Annotated in this window: 18 protein-coding genes; 6 read left to right on the top strand and 12 right to left on the bottom strand. The window is 41.1% G+C overall.

The features are described from left to right. The first annotated feature begins 52 nt into the window (after nucleotides 1–52). On the top strand, nucleotides 53–211 hold the full coding sequence (locus tag E2R53_RS23000; protein WP_165970840.1) for a hypothetical protein: 159 nt from the start codon (nucleotides 53–55) through the stop codon (nucleotides 209–211). A 50-nt stretch (nucleotides 212–261) separates the two neighbouring features. On the opposite strand, the gene hemL is transcribed toward E2R53_RS23000, so the two are convergent. From hemL to hemA, 6 genes are read right to left on the bottom strand one after another with little or no spacing between them, the layout of a single operon-like run. Then, complete coding sequence (gene hemL, locus E2R53_RS00655) at nucleotides 262–1548, bottom strand: glutamate-1-semialdehyde 2,1-aminomutase (RefSeq protein ID WP_133309961.1); 1287 nt, start codon at nucleotides 1546–1548, stop codon at nucleotides 262–264. An 18-nt stretch (nucleotides 1549–1566) separates the two neighbouring features. Beyond that, the gene (gene hemB, locus E2R53_RS00650) at nucleotides 1567–2547 is read right to left on the bottom strand and encodes a porphobilinogen synthase (RefSeq protein ID WP_133309960.1); all 981 of its coding nucleotides are present in this window, start codon (nucleotides 2545–2547) and stop codon (nucleotides 1567–1569) included. 6 nt (nucleotides 2548–2553) lie between these two features. Beyond that, nucleotides 2554–3339 (bottom strand): uroporphyrinogen-III synthase, encoded by a 786-nt coding sequence (locus E2R53_RS00645; protein ID WP_133309959.1) that lies wholly within the window; start codon nucleotides 3337–3339, stop codon nucleotides 2554–2556. After that, nucleotides 3339–4271: a hydroxymethylbilane synthase gene (gene hemC / locus E2R53_RS00640; protein ID WP_133309958.1), complete on the bottom strand. Its 933-nt coding sequence runs from the start codon at nucleotides 4269–4271 to the stop codon at nucleotides 3339–3341. Before hemC ends, E2R53_RS00645 begins: the two co-directional genes overlap by 1 nt. Before the next feature lie 42 nt (nucleotides 4272–4313). Beyond that, complete coding sequence (locus E2R53_RS00635; protein WP_070876414.1) at nucleotides 4314–5147, bottom strand: cytochrome C assembly family protein; 834 nt, start codon at nucleotides 5145–5147, stop codon at nucleotides 4314–4316. An 18-nt stretch (nucleotides 5148–5165) separates the two neighbouring features. Beyond that, entirely contained in the window at nucleotides 5166–6521 is a 1356-nt protein-coding gene (hemA, locus tag E2R53_RS00630; RefSeq protein WP_133309957.1) for a glutamyl-tRNA reductase, read from the bottom strand. A gap of 213 nt (nucleotides 6522–6734) precedes the next feature. Here hemA and E2R53_RS00625 point away from each other — a divergent pair, with 213 nt between their 5' ends. The 4 genes from E2R53_RS00625 (at nucleotide 6735) to E2R53_RS00610 (ending at nucleotide 8389) form a co-directional block, all read left to right on the top strand. Then, nucleotides 6735–7220: a LiaF transmembrane domain-containing protein gene (locus E2R53_RS00625; protein ID WP_133309956.1), complete on the top strand. Its 486-nt coding sequence runs from the start codon at nucleotides 6735–6737 to the stop codon at nucleotides 7218–7220. Nucleotides 7221–7543: 323 nt separating this feature from the next. Next, nucleotides 7544–7786 carry a hypothetical protein gene (locus E2R53_RS00620; protein WP_133309955.1) on the top strand — a complete coding sequence of 81 codons (243 nt, stop codon included), beginning with the start codon at nucleotides 7544–7546 and terminating at the stop codon, nucleotides 7784–7786. A 9-nt stretch (nucleotides 7787–7795) separates the two neighbouring features. Further along, entirely contained in the window at nucleotides 7796–8047 is a 252-nt protein-coding gene (locus E2R53_RS00615) for a hypothetical protein (RefSeq protein WP_133309954.1), read from the top strand. A gap of 120 nt (nucleotides 8048–8167) precedes the next feature. Beyond that, a complete protein-coding gene (locus tag E2R53_RS00610) occupies nucleotides 8168–8389 on the top strand; it encodes a hypothetical protein (protein ID WP_286166029.1) in 222 nt (73 codons plus the stop codon). On the opposite strand, the gene E2R53_RS00605 is transcribed toward E2R53_RS00610, so the two are convergent. Beyond that, nucleotides 8386–8649 carry a hypothetical protein gene (locus tag E2R53_RS00605; RefSeq protein WP_206197341.1) on the bottom strand — a complete coding sequence of 88 codons (264 nt, stop codon included), beginning with the start codon at nucleotides 8647–8649 and terminating at the stop codon, nucleotides 8386–8388. The genes E2R53_RS00610 and E2R53_RS00605 overlap by 4 nt on opposite strands. Nucleotides 8650–8732: 83 nt before the next feature. On the opposite strand from E2R53_RS00605, the gene E2R53_RS00600 reads away from it, so the two are divergent. Continuing rightward, nucleotides 8733–9371, top strand: a complete 639-nt coding sequence (locus E2R53_RS00600) for a hypothetical protein (RefSeq protein WP_133309953.1) — start codon at nucleotides 8733–8735, stop codon at nucleotides 9369–9371. 134 nt (nucleotides 9372–9505) lie between these two features. Here the strand turns inward: E2R53_RS00600 and yihA are convergent, their stop codons facing one another. The 5 genes from yihA to tig all read right to left on the bottom strand — a co-directional run bounded on the left by yihA (nucleotide 9506) and on the right by tig (nucleotide 18100). Next, the gene (gene yihA, locus E2R53_RS00595) at nucleotides 9506–10099 is read right to left on the bottom strand and encodes a ribosome biogenesis GTP-binding protein YihA/YsxC (protein WP_133309952.1); all 594 of its coding nucleotides are present in this window, start codon (nucleotides 10097–10099) and stop codon (nucleotides 9506–9508) included. Beyond that, nucleotides 10096–12420, bottom strand: a complete 2325-nt coding sequence (gene lon / locus E2R53_RS00590; protein WP_133309951.1) for an endopeptidase La — start codon at nucleotides 12418–12420, stop codon at nucleotides 10096–10098. Before lon ends, yihA begins: the two co-directional genes overlap by 4 nt. Before the next feature lie 534 nt (nucleotides 12421–12954). After that, entirely contained in the window at nucleotides 12955–14616 is a 1662-nt protein-coding gene (gene lonB, locus E2R53_RS00585) for an ATP-dependent protease LonB (RefSeq protein WP_133309950.1), read from the bottom strand. A 515-nt stretch (nucleotides 14617–15131) separates the two neighbouring features. Beyond that, on the bottom strand, nucleotides 15132–16397 hold the full coding sequence (gene clpX, locus E2R53_RS00580) for an ATP-dependent protease ATP-binding subunit ClpX (RefSeq protein ID WP_070876402.1): 1266 nt from the start codon (nucleotides 16395–16397) through the stop codon (nucleotides 15132–15134). A gap of 416 nt (nucleotides 16398–16813) precedes the next feature. Beyond that, the gene (tig, locus tag E2R53_RS00575; RefSeq protein WP_133309949.1) at nucleotides 16814–18100 is read right to left on the bottom strand and encodes a trigger factor; all 1287 of its coding nucleotides are present in this window, start codon (nucleotides 18098–18100) and stop codon (nucleotides 16814–16816) included. Between the last annotated feature and the right edge of the window lie 122 nt (nucleotides 18101–18222).

Here is an 18222-nt window from a genome sequence, read left to right as displayed (position 1 = left end):
TTTTTATTTAATGGGATTCCTGCTATACTAGAAGAAAAACACAGGAGATTCTATGAAACCCTTATTTTTCATCATCATTGGTTTAATTTTTTTACTGCAGATTCCATTATGGTTCAATATTGTCTCTGACTGGCTTATGGCTGCTGTCGCCGTAATTGGTCTCTCAATTATTTTTTTAAGCAAGTGGCTGAGCAGGAAATCCGGTTATTAGAAAAAATAAAAACAAACCCCTGCACATTTTCTGCAGGGGTTTTCAAATGCTTATTTTAATTTAGAAAAAGCTTTTTCAGCCGCAGCAATGGTTTTATTCAAATCTTCATCTGTATGGGCTGTAGATAAGAATAGACCTTCAAATTGAGAAGGCGGAAGGAAGACACCTTCATTTGCCATTTCACGGTAGAATTTTGAGAAAAAGTCTAAATTAGATGTTTTGGCTGTCTCAAAGTTTGTTACTTTTTCATTTGTAAAGAAGAAGCCTATCATTGAGCCGGCTCTGTTAAATGTAATCGGAATATCATGCTTTTTCGCTGCAGCCGTTAAGCCTTCTTCGAGGATATCGGCTTTACGGCCGAATTCTTTATAAGAATCCGGAGTCAGCTGTTTTAGAGTTGCATACCCTGCAGTCATAGCAAGCGGATTTCCGGATAAGGTACCAGCCTGATAAATCGGTCCGCTTGGAGCAATCTGCTTCATAATGTCTGCACGCCCGCCGTAAGCTCCAACAGGCAATCCTCCGCCAATAACTTTTCCGAGGCATGTAATATCAGGTGTTACACCAAAGTAGTCTTGCGCACAGCCATAATCAACACGGAAACCTGTCATTACTTCATCAAAGATAAGCAATGAGCCGTATTGAGCGGTAATTTCTCTGAGGTTTTCAAGGAATCCTTCAAGCGGCGGCACCACTCCCATATTTCCTGCAACTGGTTCTACAATCACACCCGCAATATCGTCTCCGTATTGTTCAAATGCGTACTTTACGCTTTCCATATCATTGTAAGGAACCGTGATCGTGTTTTTCGCAATCCCCTCAGGCACCCCTGGGCTGTCCGGCAGACCTAGTGTTGCAACACCAGATCCTGCTTTGATTAATAATGAGTCACCATGTCCATGGTAGCAGCCTTCAAATTTGAGAATTTTGTTTCGGCCGGTAAACCCCCGGGCAAGGCGCAATGCACTCATTGTTGCTTCTGTTCCTGAGCTTACCATGCGAATCACTTCAATTGAAGGGACACGGTCAATCACAAGCTTTGCAAGTTCATTTTCGATTAATGTGGGTGCACCGAAGCTTGTACCTGATTCCGTCACCTTTTTGATTGCTTCAACCACTTCATCATTTGTATGACCTAAAATAAGCGGTCCCCATGATAAAACATAATCGATATATTCATTTCCATCGATATCATAAATCTTGGAGCCTTTACCGCGTTCCATGAAGATAGGATCCATTGCAACCGATTTAAATGCGCGCACCGGGCTGTTTACACCGCCTGGCATTAAATCCTGCGCTTCTTTAAAGGCCTGCTTTGATTTTTCATAATTGCGCATAAGAATTCTCCCTTACGATTAGTGTTGTTCTTTAAGCCAGCGTGCAGCATCCTTTGCATGATACGTCAAAATCATATCAACACCTGCACGTTTCATGCTGATCATCATTTCCATCACGATCGCTTTTTCATCAACCCAGCCATTTTGTGCAGCCGCTTTGATCATGGCATATTCCCCGCTTACGTTATAAGCGACAATCGGTACATTGAAGTTGTTTTTCACATCACGGATGATATCAAGATAAGATAAAGCAGGCTTCACAATTAGAAAATCTGCGCCTTCCAATAAATCCGATTCTGCTTCTCTTAAAGCTTCCATGCGGTTAGCAGGATCCATTTGATACGTTTTGCGGTCGCCAAATTGCGGTGTGCTGTGTGCAGCATCTCGGAATGGACCGTAAAACGCGCTTGAGTACTTGATGCCATATGACATAACCGGCACATCTTCAAAACCCGCTTCGTCTAATCCGCGGCGGATTGCTGCTACAAATCCGTCCATCATGTTGGATGGTGCAATAATGTCAGCTCCTGCTTTTGCCTGGCTGACGGCTGTCCGTGCAAGCAGATCCAGTGTAGGGTCATTTAATATTTTGCCTTCTTTAACAATGCCGCAATGTCCGTGGTCTGTAAATTGGCATAAACAAGTATCGGCAATGACAACGAGATCAGGGAAGTTTTCTTTAATTTGAGTAATCGCTCTCTGAACAATCCCGTGGTCATGATAAGCTTGTGAACCTACCTCGTCCTTTTCATCTGGAACACCAAACACGATAACCGATTTAATGCCCAGATCAGATACTTCCTGCATTTCTGCATTCAAATAATCAAGTGAAATCTGTTCAACGCCAGGCATTGATTTTACTTCATTTCTCTTCTTTTCTCCCTCTACTACAAAGATTGGATAAATGAAGTCTTCTGCATGAAGGTGAGTTTCACGTACAATTGATCTCATGCTGCTGGTGGTGCGGAGTCTGCGGTGTCTAGTAAATTGAAGATCCATAGTTATTCATTTCCTTTCAGATTGAATATGAGTTTTCATTCTATTAATCATGGCATCGATTGTGTACGTTTCACAAACAATCCCATTAAATCCGTAATTGGACAGGGTCTGGTGAGTAATGGGCCCGATGCTTACCAAAGTAACACCAGAAAGCAGCGAATTCAGATCCATGTTTTTCATGACTTTCATAAAAGCATCTACGGTTGAAGAACTTGTAAATGTGATATAATCCAGCTCATTTTGCTTCAGCAAATGCTCGATTTTTTGTCCATCTTCTACATTATGTATTGTTTCATACAGCTTGGCATCTGTCACGGAGAAGCCCTTATCTGTAAGCTTTTTGATTAAGATTTCCCGGGCGAGGTTTCCCCTGAACAGGAAAATATGCTGAGTGGTATTGGTCTTTGCTGAAATTTCCTCTGCTAATCGCTCTGCCACATATTCTTTTGGAATGATGGTGACCGGGAAGCCTTTGTCTTCTATCAATTTCTTTGTTTTTCTGCCGACTGCGGCAAAGATGCACTCTGATAATTGAGTTTTATGTATATTATGTTCTGACAGGAAGTCAAAAAAGGAAGCAACCCCATTTGTGCTTGTAAAAACTAGGCAGTCGTTTGATCTGATGCTGTCGATAATCTCATGAATTTGCTTTTCATTCTTTGCCTTTTCAAAACGGATAAGCGGAGTTACAATGGGAACTCCGCCGGCGTTTTTAATTTTTTCGGCAAATGTGGTCGCCTGTGTATGCTCTCTTGTAATTAAAATTTTCTTACCGGAGAGATCAGGAGTCATTATAGATCAAGCTCCTCTTTCACCCGGTCAATCAAATCTTTGGCCCCTTGTTTGATCAGGCGGTCTGATACTTCCCTGCCGATCGCCTCCGGATCTTTCCCAACGATTCTTTCTTTATAGATCTCTTTTCCGTCAGGTGAGGCAATTAAAGCAGTCAGGGAGATTTCGTTATCAAAAGCAACTGTAGCATAGCCGGCAATCGGAACCTGACAACCGCCTTCCATAACATGAAGGAATGTTCTCTCAGCCTGAACCGCGAGACTCGTTGCTTCATCCGTAAAATGAGACAAGAGTTCAAGCAGCTCGTGATCATCTTCTCTGCATTCAATAGAAAGTGCACCTTGTCCAACTGCCGGGACACAATCATTTGCATCCAGGAATTCAGTTACAACATCCTGACTCCATCCCATTCTTGCAAGACCTGCTGCAGCTAAAATAATAGCATCATATTCTTCATGCTGCAGCTTCGCAAGACGTGTATCGATATTTCCCCGAATCCACTTAATCTCAAGGTCCGGCCTCATCGCAAGCAGCTGCGCGCTTCTTCTTAAACTGCTCGTTCCAACAATCGCGCCTTCCGGAAGCTCAGAAAGCTTCACATGATTTTTTGAAATGAATGCATCTCTCGGATCTTCGCGGAAAGGAATGCAGCCGATTGTCAGTCCTTCAGGCAACACAGCGGGCATGTCTTTCATACTATGTACAGCCATATCAATTTCGCCGTCAAGCATGGCCTGCTCAATTTCTTTGACAAAAAGACCTTTTCCGCCTACTTTTGAAAGTGTCACATCTAATATCTGATCGCCTTTTGTCACAATTTCACGCACTTCAAACTCAAAAGGCAGCCCTATGTTTTTTAACTGATCAATCACCCAGTTCGTTTGGGTTAATGCCAATTTGCTTCGTCTAGAACCTACTATTATTTTGCGCATAATGAGTACCTCCAACTTTCAACCTGATGTATGGTGCATTTATTATGAATCCCATATATGAAACCGGGACAAACTTCCAAATAAGAAGAAATTAATTAATAGAATTAAAAAGGATGCTGCATTTAAGTAAGCAACCTGCTTGCCCTGCCACTCTTTCACAATGCGGCTGTATAAATAAAAACTATAAACGAGGAGCATCATAAAGGATCCAAGCACTTTTGCATCGTACCAGTGAAAGTTTGGAAGTTTCAAATAGGCCCAAATAACTCCTAGAATTAAGCTTAATAACAGCATTGGTACTCCAATGACATTTAATACATATGACATATGATCAAGCTTTGCCAAATCATCGATTCGGAGTAATTGCTTTCCCCATTTTTTCTTTTTCAGCAGATTGAATTGAATCAAGTAAAGCAGGGAAAAAACGAATGACAGCGTGAATGCCCCATATGAGAGAATGGCCATCGTAATGTGGATAAACAGCAGTTCAGAGATCAGCTGACCTGAAACAGCTGCCGATTCATACTGAGAAGGAGCAAATGTATGAATTGATAGCATAATAAACCCTAAGACGTTTGTAAAAAAGATAATAAAGTCCACTCTTAGAAAGCGGTTTAATACAACTGACAGCGTAACAAGCACCCACGAATAAAAATACAAGCCTTCAGAAATATTCAAGATTGGAAATCTTCCGGTTGTAAACATTTGATAAAACAAAAAAATTGTTTGCAGCAGCCAAACAATAGAAAGCAACCAGAAAGCAATCTTGTTTGCCTTCCGGTTGTTATGAATAAAATCTATGAAAAAAAAGAGAACACTAAACGCATAGATAATAATAATTAATTCATTGATTCTTGTTAAACTCATCTCTGGCATAAATCAAATTCCTCTCACTTACGATTGAAGTGAAGCTTTTGCTTGCTCAATCGGTGCTTTTGAGCTGCTTAAAGAAATTGAGTTTTCTTGTCTTTTTTGCTCTTCTACCGCTTCTTCAATATCAAAGATTTTCATGAAAAGATCCAGCGTGTGATCTGCATCAGGTGCTGCAGACAATTCTTTCACTTTTAATATTGGATCACGGAGCATTTGATTGATGATGCTTTTCGTATGCTTGTTTAAAAGTTTTAATTCACGTTCTGTAAGATTTGGCATCTTCCGTTCAAGGCTTTGCATTGTCTCAGCCTGAATACCAAGTGCTTTTTGACGAAGAGCGGAAATGACAGGAACAACACCAAGTGTGCTGAGCCACTGTTTAAAGGCAACGATCTCACCTTCAACCATAATTCCAATCTCTTCGGCTGCCTTTTGTCTTTCTTGAAGATTTGCATCCACAATTCCCTGCAGATCATCAATATCATATAAAAAGACACTTTCAAGCTCATCAAGTGCAGGATCAAGATCACGGGGAACAGCAATATCCACCATAAACAGCGGTTTGCCCTTTCTCATTTTTTCGACCCCTGCCATGATTTCCTTCGTAATAACAAATTCTTTAGAGCCTGTAGAACTGATCAGGATATCAGCTTCAACAAGTGCACATTGAAGTTCATTCATGCTTTTTGCGCTGCCGCTGAATTTTTTAGCCAGAAGCTCTGCTTTTTCAAATGTGCGGTTGATGACTGTCACTTTGCGCACTCCGCTTCCATGCAGATTCTGCACAGCAAGCTCTCCCATTTTGCCTGCCCCGAGAATAAGAACATGCTTGGATGATAAATCTCCAAAGATTTTCTTTGCAAGCTCTACAGCAGCATAGCTGACAGAAACGGCATTTGCGCCAATATCTGTCTCTGAGTGTGCTTTTTTGGCAAGTGTGATGGCTTGTTTAAACAGATGCTGAAAGACCGTACCAATTGTGTCTTCCGTTTGTCCAAGCATGAAGCTTGACCGGACTTGTCCAAGGATCTGGGTTTCACCAAGCACCATAGAATCAAGTCCGCATGAAACGCTGAATAAATGATCGATTGCTCCATCATTTTCATACATCGTTAAAAAGGGTGAAAAAGAATCTTTGTCGATTCCAAACCACTCTGCTAAAAATGCTTTAATATAATAACGGCCAGTATGAAGCTGGTCCACAACAGTATAAATTTCTGTCCGATTACAAGTCGAAACAATGATATTCTCCAAGATGCTTTTCTTGCCTTTCAAAGCTTTCATTGCATCTCCAAGCTCATTTGGATTAAATGTTAATTTTTCACGGATTTCGACAGGGGCAGTTTTATAATTTAAGCCTACAACTAAAATATGCATGATCCTATACACCCCACATACAAGAATACTATTACCATTATACCATGACCTGCATTTTTCTCTTTTTTTAAATGTGAACAGTTCTTGAAAGCTTGTTTGTCTATGGTATGATACTATTTAAAAGCAAAAGCTGTTACATATTCGTCCACCTTGAACAATACCAAAAAAAGTGCTTACAATCAAGGAAATCGTTCTATTTAGAGGTGAAAATCAATGAAAAAATCGACAAATTTCTCTGCCTATGCCCTGCTGGCGATTGGTTTTTACTACGCGCTGGAAACCTTTCAGATTCAGCTGTTTGATCAGCAGCAGTCATGGCAGACACTCTTAATTCTGTTTGGACTGGCATTTCTGATCGGCGGCCATTTTGATCAGGATGATAATGCTATTCTTCCAGGCATCCTTCTTGCCGGCCTTGGAGTCCATTTCCTTTGCATCGGACAGTTCCCAAACTGGCCGGAGCATGCACCTGCCATTACCTTTATCATCGGGCTTGGCATAATCCTCCGTTCAGCTAAAACAAAGACCGGGTCTGTACAGGGATTTATTTTACTCCTGCTCGCTGTTTTTCTCCACTCATTTGACTCGATCATCAATGGCCTTGGATGGGTTGAGCAGGGAGTGCAGGTTGCCCAGAAATTTTGGCCTGTCCTGCTAATTCTTGGAGGTTTTTACTTATTGTTTCTGAAAAAGAAGTAACTTATGTAAAAAAGCGGAATTGTCCGTTTAGTCCGGAGATATTGAACAATCTCCATATAATTTGCAGCTGTTGATAAAGGGAAAGGAGAATCAGCTCCTTTCCCTTTTGACTGTTTTTTCTTGATTAATCAGCAATTTTCACCCTTTTATTTTTCTGCCGATCTGTGAATAATCTTTTTCCATCTTTTTGGATAGGTAAAAGAAATAGCAATCTTCCCGTATATGAATCTCCGAATGTGATCAGAAATAACACAAGAATTCACACTAACCTTACCGCAAACATATAATAAGGTAAAATTGCAGAAGAAATGGAGGATTGAATTGTGCCAGTATCCGTCGTTTTTAATCAGATTAATGTGGTGAGCATGTCTGCGAATTCAATCATTTCTTCAGGGCAGAACAGCCAGCCGGATTGGAATGCCCAGGGGAAATTTAATTCCGGGAACGGTAATTACGTTAATTCATGTGCCATTGGATGCACAAATATTATAAATGATCAGGATTTATTCGATATGGCGATTTCCCAGCCGGAAAATATTAATCCCCAGCCAGTATCACAGATTTAGATGAATGATATGAAAAATTTAACCATTCAATTTACCAATATCAATATAACTTCACTATCTGCCAATTCAGGTGTGTTCACAGGAACAAATACTCAATATGACTGGACCGTCGGTATGAAGAGCAATGCGGGATTCGGTAAAATCATCGGTTCGGATAATGTATCCATTCACAATGCAAATTTCGTGCATGATAACGATGTGATGGATTCAGATTTCTCGCAGAATCAAGGTTCGAATGATCAGCCTGTCAATCAAAATTAATTAAGAAACCATCTTAGCCGGATGGTTTCTTTTTATTAAGGGCATACTTCAACAGGAGTTTCTATATATATCTAAGTAAGGAAAAAGATCGTCCAGGGACAAGCCTGAGAGAGGGGCTGCATGATGGCGAAAATTTATTTTCAATCGGTTCATGTAAATCAGATTCAAAATAGCTCTGGTTTATTTTATGGCGAGAACTTTCAATATAAATGGACCAATAAATCGAGAATGCATGAAGGATTTGGAAGAATAAGAGGAAATTCCAATAAAATTCATCATAATATCACAGTGGCAGAAACTCAGGATAAGAAAGCTGATGATGATGATAAAGACCAGCATTAAGTGGCTTCTTTTCCCTTCATGATTTGCTGAAGCACCTGTTCAGGTGATTTTTTTAAATGATCATGCAGTACAAGATGTGTATTATTAGCAATTTCGTTGTTATTGCCTGAAACGGTGCCGAAGCCGGAGTGAAGGCTGCCGATCGAGGTATTCCAATTAATCTGCCGGTTTCTTCCAATAAAAATACCCGCATTATCTGCAACTTCATGCACGTTAAGATCAGTAAAGCTGATTTCTGAGGAATGATGGTTTATTCTCATATTTCCTCCCTCAATTCAAATATTCGATCCGCCTTTCATTATATGTTTCAGTTGGGCGGAACGTGCAAAAGGGATGAAACGGTATGACACTGGAAGATAATACATTACTAAAATTGCTTAATAGAATTGAAAAGAGGCTTGATGCATTAGAGGAAAAGGTTAACGCTCACCCGGCTAACCAAACCTTTCATATAGATCGTGTTGAAACGATGAACATTCGTGAGCTGTCCTATCGTTTAAAAAATGTGGATGTTAAGCAGTTAAGCGGAACGATGAATATAGGAAATACGTTTCTTACAAGGACTTCTCAAAAATCTAAAAGGGGTCCTAGTCAAGAAGATATTACTATTCGGATCAATGGAAAGTACATTCCTTATAAATTCAGCGGAATTAAAAAAAGCTCCCATCATCCTGATAAGAATCACACCTTCTCTTCAGCTTTCAGCATCGGTGATATCCATATCGGCGCTGTTGAAGCGGCTTCTGCTGTAAACTTCGGCAATAACTTCCCGACTAACTTCACAAGCAGCAGCAAGCATAATCAAGGATTCGGCAACATCCTGGGTGATGGAAATGATATTCATGATATTCTTTCACACCAAGAGGAACGGGATGCAGTAGACGTCTTCAATGAAAGCCCCCATCAACAGCATCCTGAATGGCTTAAGTGGTTGAAGGAGGAGCAAAAGAAAGACGCGGAGGATGATCATGAACCCAAATAAACAAGGAGCTGACCTATCGATAAAACCATCTCAATTAAGAATTCCCCAATAAAAAAACCTGTGCATAATAATATCCTGCACAGGTTTTAGAAATTACTAATTAAATGATCAACAGCCCCCAGGCTGGTTCCATCTTATTTCTTTAAATTCGTATAATGCTCAATTGCAGACCAGGCTTCTACTTTGCCCTGTCCGGTTTCAGAGGAGAAGCAAATTAGCGGATCATCTGGATCCTTGTTCAGTGTTTCTCTGACAACCTTCATATGTTTCTGCCATTTGCCTTTAGGAATTTTATCGGCTTTAGTGGCAACTACGATTGTCGGGATATCATAGTGTTTAAGAAACTCGTACATCATCACATCATCTTTTGAAGGCGCATGGCGCAGGTCAACTAGTAAAACAGCCGCACAAAGCTGTCTGCGATTTGTGAAATACGTTTCAATCATTTTTCCCCATGCATCCCGCTCCGATTTTGAAACTTTTGCGTAGCCATAACCCGGCACATCGACAAAATGAAGCACTTCATTAATGATATAAAAATTTAAGGTTTGGGTTTTACCTGGCTTGGATGACGTCCGCGCCAGGTTTTTCCGGTTCAGCAATTTATTGATAAACGATGATTTTCCTACGTTTGATCGTCCTGCAAGAGCAATTTCCGGCAATTCCAGATCTGGATACTGCTCGGGCTTTACTGCACTGATGACAATCTCGGAACTTGTTACTTTCATTCATTCTCTCCTACTAACGCATGCTGCAGCACTTCATCAAGGTGTGATACAGGCACAAATGTTAAATCATTGCGGACACTTTCAGGGATATCTTCAATATCTTTTTCATTGTCCTTTGGCATAATGATCTTTGTTAATCCTGCCCGGTGTGCACTCAGCGTTTTTTCTTTTAATCCGCCGATTGGCAGAACTCTTCCTCTTAATGTAATTTCTCCGGTCATGCCGACTTCTTTTCTGACCGGTCTTCCGGTCAAAGCTGAAATCAGCGCTGTTGCCATTGTAATTCCTGCTGAAGGGCCATCCTTTGGAACTGCACCTTCTGGAACATGAATATGAATATCATGCAATTCATGAAAATTCTCAGCAATATTCAGCTCTTTTGCGCGTGAGCGGATAAAGCTGAATGCTGCCTGTGCAGATTCTTTCATGACATCGCCAAGCTTTCCGGTTAAAATCAGCTTGCCTTTTCCAGGTGATAACGATACTTCAATTGAGAGCGTGTCTCCGCCTACAGTTGTATAAGCAAGGCCGGTTGCAACTCCAATTTGATCTTCCAGCTCAGCCTGACCGTAACGGAACTTGTTCTTTCCTAAATAATCAGCAAGATTTTTGTCTGTTACGATAATTTTTTTGCGTTCCTCAGCAACAATTTGCTTGGCTGCTTTTCGGCAAATCGCTGCAAGCTGTCTTTCAAGACTTCTGACTCCTGCTTCACGGGTATGATAGCGAATGATATTTTGTATAGCTGACTCACGGATTTGCAAATTAGACTTTTTCAAACCATGATCTTTTAACAGCTTAGACAGCAGATGATCCTTGGCTATATGAATTTTTTCAATTTCTGTATAGCCTGCAATCGTGATAATCTCCATTCGGTCACGCAATGGGCCAGGTATGGTTGACAGGTTATTTGCCGTAGCGATAAACATGACTTTAGATAAATCATAGGTCTCTTCAATGTAATGATCGCTGAACGTATGATTTTGTTCCGGATCTAGAACCTCGAGCAAGGCTGATGAAGGATCTCCTCTGAAATCATTGGACATTTTATCAATTTCATCAAGTAAAAAAACAGGGTTAATGGTACCCGCTTTTTTCATGCCCTGAATAATGCGTCCCGGCATTGCACCGACATACGTCCGGCGGTGACCGCGGATTTCAGATTCATCCCGTACTCCTCCGAGTGAAATGCGCACGAAATTCCGGTCTAAAGACTTAGCAACTGAACGGGCAAGGGATGTTTTCCCTACTCCCGGAGGCCCTGATAAGCATAAAATCGGTCCTTTTAGCGAGTTTGTCAGTTTTTGGACGGCCAAGTATTCAAGAACACGGTCTTTTACTTTTTCAAGCCCGTAGTGATCCTCGTCCAAAATCGTTTCTGCACGTTTTAAATCAAGACGGTCAACTGTTGCATTAGACCAAGGCAATGAGATAAGCCATTCGAGATAATTGCGGACAACAGAACTCTCGGCTGAGGTCGAAGGAACCTTTTCATATCGTTCCAGCTCTTTTAAAGCAGTAAGTTTGATATGGTCCGGCATGCCGGCCTTTTCAATCTTCTCGTTCAGAATATCCACTTCACCCGTTTTGCCTTCTTTATCGCCAAGCTCTTTTTGAATCGCCTTCATTTGTTCGCGGAGATAGTATTCCTTTTGCGTCCGCTCCATTGACCGTTTCACACGCTGGCCGATTTTCTTTTCAAGCTGAAGCACTTCTTTTTCATTATGAATGATTTCAATGACACGGTTTAGCCGCTCTTTAATATCCAGTGTTTCGAGAACTTCCTGTTTTTCTTTCAATTTAAGCGGCAGATGAGATGCGACAATGTCGGCCATTCTGCCTGGCTCATTAATATCTGTTACAGTTGAAAAGGTTTCGCCGGATATTTTTTTTGACAGCTTTATGTATTGATCAAAGTGATCGAGCAGCGTTCTCATAAGCGCTTCATCTTCTGCGTCTTTTTCTGTGCTTTCTTCTAAGGAAGCAGCACCGACTGCAAAATAGTCACCTTCATCTACATATTTAGTGATTTTCCCGCGCTGCATGCCTTCTACGAGAACTCGGATAGTTCCGTTAGGAAGCTTCAGCATTTGTTTAATTTTCGTCAATGTTCCTACTGTAAAGATATCTTCTTCGGTTGGTTCATCAATTGAAATATCACGTTGAGTTGTTAAAAAGATTATATGATCATCCATCATCGCTTTCTCAAGCGCCTGTACGGATTTTTCGCGTCCTACATCAAGGTGAAGTACCATTGTCGGGTACACTAACAATCCTCTAAGAGGTAGGAGGGGGACGATTTTCTCTTCTTTTTTCGCCAACTGTCATACACCTCCATGACTTTAGTATCAATCATTATAATATAATGAGTTCATTCTTGTACAATTCTATCTCATCGGCAAAACAGTGTCTATTTGTAAATCATATAGTGTTACCTTATGTAGTATACCCTTTCCTCGGTCAGAAGACTAAAGAAATTACTTCCGTGGAACAAAGAAAAGCGGAATCGCCCGTTTAGCGCAGGCAGACAGATAAGGATCCGGCTGAAAAGGCGCTTTTTGCCTTTACAGACGGAGCCGTTCTGGCCGAGGAGTTGGGCGATGGAACTGGACAACAAGAAAAGCGGAACCGACTGTTCAGACTCGGACAGACAGATAAGAATTCACCCGAAAAGTCCGGTTCCGCCTTTTTGGGGAATTTGTTCTGGCCGAGGGGCTAGGAGGTGGAGCTGGACAACAGGAAAAGCGGAATCGCACGGTTAGCGCAGGCAGACAAATCCTTTCTGGCAGAAGCGTTGGGCGATAGAGCCAATATCGCAGAATTTTATCATTCTTTTCACTTAAAAAACCCCGAGATTACCCGAGGTCTTGTTTTATCAATGATGTAATCGGCGCAGGCACCTCAGTTGGAGGATTCAGCAGCGCGACATCAAATACTTCCTGCAAATTCGTAACCGGGATGATATGTATGCCTTCAACCGTTTTTAATATCGATTGCATATTTTCAGCCGGAATAATGACTGTTTTCGCACCTGCGAGCTTAGCCGCTTTAATCTTCGGCACAACCCCGCCAATCGGTTTTACATTGCCATGAATGCTGATTTCTCCTGTCATGGCTACTGTATGATCGACCGGAATTTTGTGGATAGCAGAGAAAATGCCTGTTGCCATTGCGATTCCCGCTGAAGGTCCGTCTACTGGTATGCCTCCCGGAAAGTTGACATGGATATCATAATCATCAGCTTTAATGCCCATTGACCGCAAGACCGTAATGACATTTTCAATCGAGCCCTTGGCCATGCTTTTTCTTCTGACCGATTTGCCTCTGTCACCGATGCTTTCCTCTTCCACAATACCTGTTATATTAATATTCCCTTTATCTTTGGCATGAATGACCGTTACTTCTATTTCAAGAAGAGAACCTGAATTCGGACCGTGAACAGCGAGTCCATTGACGAGACCGACTTTCGCATCCGCATAAATTTTTTTATCATATCGCGGTGTAAGCTGACTTGAACTTACCACCCATTCAATATCCTGCATTGTAATTTCTGTGCGGTCTTCTGTCATCGCCATGCCTGCTGCAATTTGCATCATGTTCACAACCTCGCGCCCGTTTCTAACATATGAAGTCAATGTGGCTATGCTCGGTTCACTTACCTTCATATTTACTTTGACTGCCGCTTTTCTTGCTACAACCGCAAGTTCAGCCTGCTCCAAATCTCTGAAGAAGACTTCAAGACAGCGAGAGCGGATGGCAGGCGGAATTTCATTAGGCGTTCTGGTCGTTGCGCCGATCAATCGAAAATCAGCAGGCAGTCCATTTTGGAAAATATCATGTATGTGATTTGGAATCTGAGTATTTTCCTCACTGTAATAGGCGCTTTCTAAAAAAACTTTACGATCTTCTAAAACTTTCAGCAATTTGTTCATCTGAATCGGATGCAATTCGCCGATTTCATCTATAAACAGAACGCCTCCGTGTGCATTTGTCACAGCACCCTGCTTGGGCTGGGGAATACCAGCCTGTCCCATTGCGCCTGCACCCTGATAAATTGGGTCGTGCACAGATCCTATTAAAGGATCTGCAATCCCTCTTTCATCGAACCTTGCAGTAGTTGCATCTAATTCAATAAAAACAGCCGCAGGCTTAAATGGTGATTTATTATTTCGTTTTGCTTCTTCCAGTACTAGTCTTGCAGCCGCCGTTTTTCCGACACCTGGAGGACCGTATATAATTACATGCTGAGGATTGGGTCCGCATAGGGCTGCTTTAAGCGCTTTGATTCCATCTTCCTGGCCAACAATATCCGAAAAGCTTTTAGGACGGACTCTTTCAGAAAGAGGCTCCGATAATTTAATCGATCTCATCTTTTTCAGTTGTTCCATTTCTTTGCGTGATTCGCGGTCGATTGATACTTTTTGGGTACGCTGATTTTTTAATAAATTCCAAAAATACAAGCCAATGATGACCCCGAAAAACAGTTGCACAAATAATGCAATTCCAGTCCAGCTCATAGTGGTCCCTCCTACTGCGATGTCAATTTATCCCGCATTAACGGGCAGTAAAAACCCTCACCTAATAATAGTAGGGAATACTTATTCTCTGGTGAGGGTAACTGCCCGTAAATACCCGATCTGTTCAACAAATCATCACCGTTTCTGCTGATGAAAGTTTCACTGTATAAGCTAGTATCTCCGAGGGACTTGCGGAATAAACGTGATTATCCTAACTATAATTACGATATTAATGTATAAAAAAAGCAGTCTTTCAAATTAAAAAGACTGTTTTCGCATAGATTGTTGTTTTTAATTATAAATGTTGTTCGTTCCTTTCCGCGAGGGACCGTGGAAGCCTCCTCGGCGAGCCTGCGGGGTCTTCTATTTCGCTCTAATTTCCCGCAGGAGTCAAGTTTATCCGCCACAATCCACTGATGGTGTTAAACATTTAGTCTAAAAGCAAAAATGTAAACGAAAAGAGCCATTAAGAAATACAAAAAAGCCTTGCGGGTTTATATCCCGCAAGGCTTTTATTATGCAGATGTTTTAGTATCTTCTTCAATAATCGTGCCGTCAGTCAATACCAATTTAGGCGGTACTTTATCTGTGACTGTTTCAGCAGTAATGATGCATTTCGTAATATCATCTCGTGATGGAAGCTCAAACATGACTTCAAGCATGAGTCCTTCAATAATAGAACGAAGTCCGCGCGCTCCTGTTTTGCGTTCAATTGCTTTTTTAGAAATTTCCATCAGTGCATTCTCTTCAAATTCAAGTTCTACACCATCTAAATCAAGCATTTTTTGATATTGCTTAACAAGAGCATTCTTAGGTTTAGTCAGAATTTCAACAAGTGCTTCTTCATCTAAAGGCTGAAGGCTTGCAATAACCGGCAGACGGCCAATGAATTCCGGAATAAGTCCAAAACGCAGAAGATCTTCCGGAAGCACTTTTGAAAGAAGCATTTTTTGGTCAAGCTCATCATCTTTTTTGTCAGAACCAAAGCCAATAACCTTTTGGCCTAAGCGGCGCTTAACGATTTGCTCGATGCCGTCGAAGGCTCCGCCGCAAATAAATAAGATGTTTGTTGTATCAATTTGAATGAATTCTTGATGAGGGTGTTTGCGTCCGCCCTGAGGTGGAACACTTGCAACAGTGCCTTCAAGAATTTTAAGAAGCGCCTGCTGTACACCTTCACCTGAAACATCACGTGTAATAGACGGATTTTCAGACTTGCGGGCAACTTTATCAATTTCATCGATGTATATAATGCCTTTTTCAGCTTTTTCTACATCATAATCAGCAGCTTGGATCAGTTTTAAAAGAATGTTTTCGACATCTTCCCCAACATATCCAGCTTCCGTTAAAGATGTAGCATCGGCAATTGCAAAAGGAACATTCAGAATGCGTGCTAATGTTTGAGCAAGGAGGGTTTTACCGCTTCCTGTCGGCCCGATCATCGCAATATTACTCTTAGATAGTTCTACTTCATCGATCTTGCTGTTTGAGTTAATGCGCTTATAGTGGTTATAAACAGCTACAGCAAGGCTCTTTTTCGCTTGTTCCTGCCCGATGACATATTCGTCCAAAATTTCACGAATTTCTTTCGGCTTAGGAACATCTTTAAATTCAACTTCTTCTTCTGTTCCCAGTTCTTCTTCAACGATTTCTGTGCATAATTCAATGCACTCGTCACATATATAGACACCTGGTCCAGCAACTAATTTACGAACCTGGTCTTGAGTTTTACCGCAAAATGAACACTTCAGCTGACCTTTTTCGTCATTAAATTTAAACATGTTTTCACCCCTTATATCTTTGTATCATCTAAGTACCCATACATCTTCACTATAGGAGAAGCTGCTCTGGATGGATTGTTTTTCTTATTCCTAAGTATAAAGGTAATGGGAATGAATATCACGCAACTTACCTTGACCGCTGTCCGAAGCGGTTAAAGTCTGAAAAATTGGTATGTATTGCATTGTACCATAAGTATGTAGAGTACAGGAAATAAAACCACTCTGCCTGAGCAGATTAGAGTATTAGTATATATAATTCGCTCTTTGGGTTCAAAATCCTTGCTCTCTAAATGAATCTTTTTCTTAACATATGTATGTAGCATCCGGTAATTATATAGTACCCAATGCGATTAAAAATAAATCTATTTTGCAAAACAAGGCACGAATCATCTCGCGCCTTGTTTCTTTACTATTTATTATGCAGCTTCTTTGCTGTTTTCAACAAGGAAGTCGATCGCTTTACGTACTTTAAGATCTTCTTTTAGTCCTTCTAAAGATCCTAGAGCTTGCTTGATGTTCTCAACAGGCATGTTGTACATTTCAGCCATTTTAGCAATCTCAGCATCTACATCTTCATCTGTAACTTCGATGTTTTCTGCTTTAGCGATTGCTTCAAGAGTCAGGTTGTACTTCACGCGTTTAGATGCATCTTCTTTCATTTGCTCTTTTAAAGCATCTTCATCTTGACCTGAGAATTGGAAGTATAACTCAAGGTTCATGCCTTGTGCTTGAAGGCGCTGTTCGAACTCCTGCATCATGCGGTTTACTTCGTTTTCGATCAATACTTGAGGAATGTCCACTTCTGCATTATCAGAAGCTTTGTCTACAAGTGAGTCACGAAGTGTGTTTTCCGCTTCAGCTTTTCTAGTTTCTTCAAGGCGGGTTCTTGTTTTAGCTTTTAAAGCTTCAAGACTTTCCACTTCTTCATCAGCGTCTTTAGCAAATTCATCATCTAAAGCAGGAAGTTCTTTTGCTTTGATTTCATGAAGCTTCACTTTGAAAGTTGCCGGCTTTCCTGCAAGGTTTTCAGCGTGGTATTCTTCAGGGAATGTTACTTCAACGTCTTTTTCTCCGCCAGCAAGAAGGCCTACAAGCTGATCTTCAAAGCCTGGGATGAAAGAGCCAGATCCGATTTCAAGTGTGTAGTTTTCAGCTGTTCCGCCTTCGAATGCTTCGCCGTCAACGAATCCTTCGAAATCGATTACGACTGTATCGCCATTTTCAACAGCGCCGTCTTCTTTAACAACTAGTTCAGCATGACGCTCCTGTAATGTTTTAAGTTCAGCATCTACATCTTCTTCAGATACTTCTGCATTCACTTTTTCTACTTCAAGGCCTTTGTATTCGCCTAATTTCACTTCTGGTTTTACAACAACTTTAGCAGTAAAAATTAAGTTTTTGCCTTTTTCGATTTGTTCAACATCGATTTCAGGACGGTCGATTGGCTCAATGCCAGCTTCTTCAACTGCTTGAGGATATACTTCTGGAAGAATGATATCCAAAGCATCTTGATAAAGTGACTCTACGCCAAAACGCTGTTCGAACATGCCGCGGGGTACTTTACCTTTGCGGAATCCCGGAATATTTACTTGCTTTGATACTTTTTTAAATGCTTCATCAAGGGCTTTGCTGAACGTTTCCGCATCAACTTCAACTGTCAGAACGCCTTGGTTACCCTCTAACTTTTCCCATTTTGCAGACATATGTTTCCCTCCAAAAAATCTATTGAAATAGTGACATAATCTAGGTTAGGTTTGGCAAAGTATGCCTTGTCCATTTTAAACAAGTGCTTCCTTTGTTATACCCCTATGTAGATGATTTACTA

It is taken from the genome of Peribacillus frigoritolerans, from assembly GCF_004358755.1.
Classification (GTDB): Bacteria; Bacillota; Bacilli; order Bacillales; family Bacillaceae; genus Bacillus_P.
The sequence above is the reverse complement of the archived record's forward strand: the minus strand, read 5'-3'. Positions and strand labels throughout refer to the sequence as shown.

Bases quoted from the DNA above. Each gene is read 5' to 3' on its own strand.
- E2R53_RS23000 (WP_165970840.1), top strand. From the start codon at position 53: ATGAAACCCTTATTTTTCATCATCATTGGTTTAATTTTTTTACTGCAG.
- hemL (WP_133309961.1), bottom strand. From the start codon at position 1,548: ATGCGCAATTATGAAAAATCAAAGCAGGCCTTTAAAGAAGCGCAGGAT.
- hemB (WP_133309960.1), bottom strand. From the start codon at position 2,547: ATGGATCTTCAATTTACTAGACACCGCAGACTCCGCACCACCAGCAGC.
- E2R53_RS00645 (WP_133309959.1), bottom strand. From the start codon at position 3,339: ATGACTCCTGATCTCTCCGGTAAGAAAATTTTAATTACAAGAGAGCAT.
- hemC (WP_133309958.1), bottom strand. From the start codon at position 4,271: ATGCGCAAAATAATAGTAGGTTCTAGACGAAGCAAATTGGCATTAACC.
- E2R53_RS00635 (WP_070876414.1), bottom strand. From the start codon at position 5,147: ATGCCAGAGATGAGTTTAACAAGAATCAATGAATTAATTATTATTATC.
- hemA (WP_133309957.1), bottom strand. From the start codon at position 6,521: ATGCATATTTTAGTTGTAGGCTTAAATTATAAAACTGCCCCTGTCGAA.
- E2R53_RS00625 (WP_133309956.1), top strand. From the start codon at position 6,735: ATGAAAAAATCGACAAATTTCTCTGCCTATGCCCTGCTGGCGATTGGT.
- E2R53_RS00615 (WP_133309954.1), top strand. From the start codon at position 7,796: ATGAAAAATTTAACCATTCAATTTACCAATATCAATATAACTTCACTA.
- E2R53_RS00610 (WP_286166029.1), top strand. From the start codon at position 8,168: ATGATGGCGAAAATTTATTTTCAATCGGTTCATGTAAATCAGATTCAA.
- E2R53_RS00605 (WP_206197341.1), bottom strand. From the start codon at position 8,649: ATGAGAATAAACCATCATTCCTCAGAAATCAGCTTTACTGATCTTAAC.
- E2R53_RS00600 (WP_133309953.1), top strand. From the start codon at position 8,733: ATGACACTGGAAGATAATACATTACTAAAATTGCTTAATAGAATTGAA.
- yihA (WP_133309952.1), bottom strand. From the start codon at position 10,099: ATGAAAGTAACAAGTTCCGAGATTGTCATCAGTGCAGTAAAGCCCGAG.
- lonB (WP_133309950.1), bottom strand. From the start codon at position 14,616: ATGAGCTGGACTGGAATTGCATTATTTGTGCAACTGTTTTTCGGGGTC.
- clpX (WP_070876402.1), bottom strand. From the start codon at position 16,397: ATGTTTAAATTTAATGACGAAAAAGGTCAGCTGAAGTGTTCATTTTGC.
- tig (WP_133309949.1), bottom strand. From the start codon at position 18,100: ATGTCTGCAAAATGGGAAAAGTTAGAGGGTAACCAAGGCGTTCTGACA.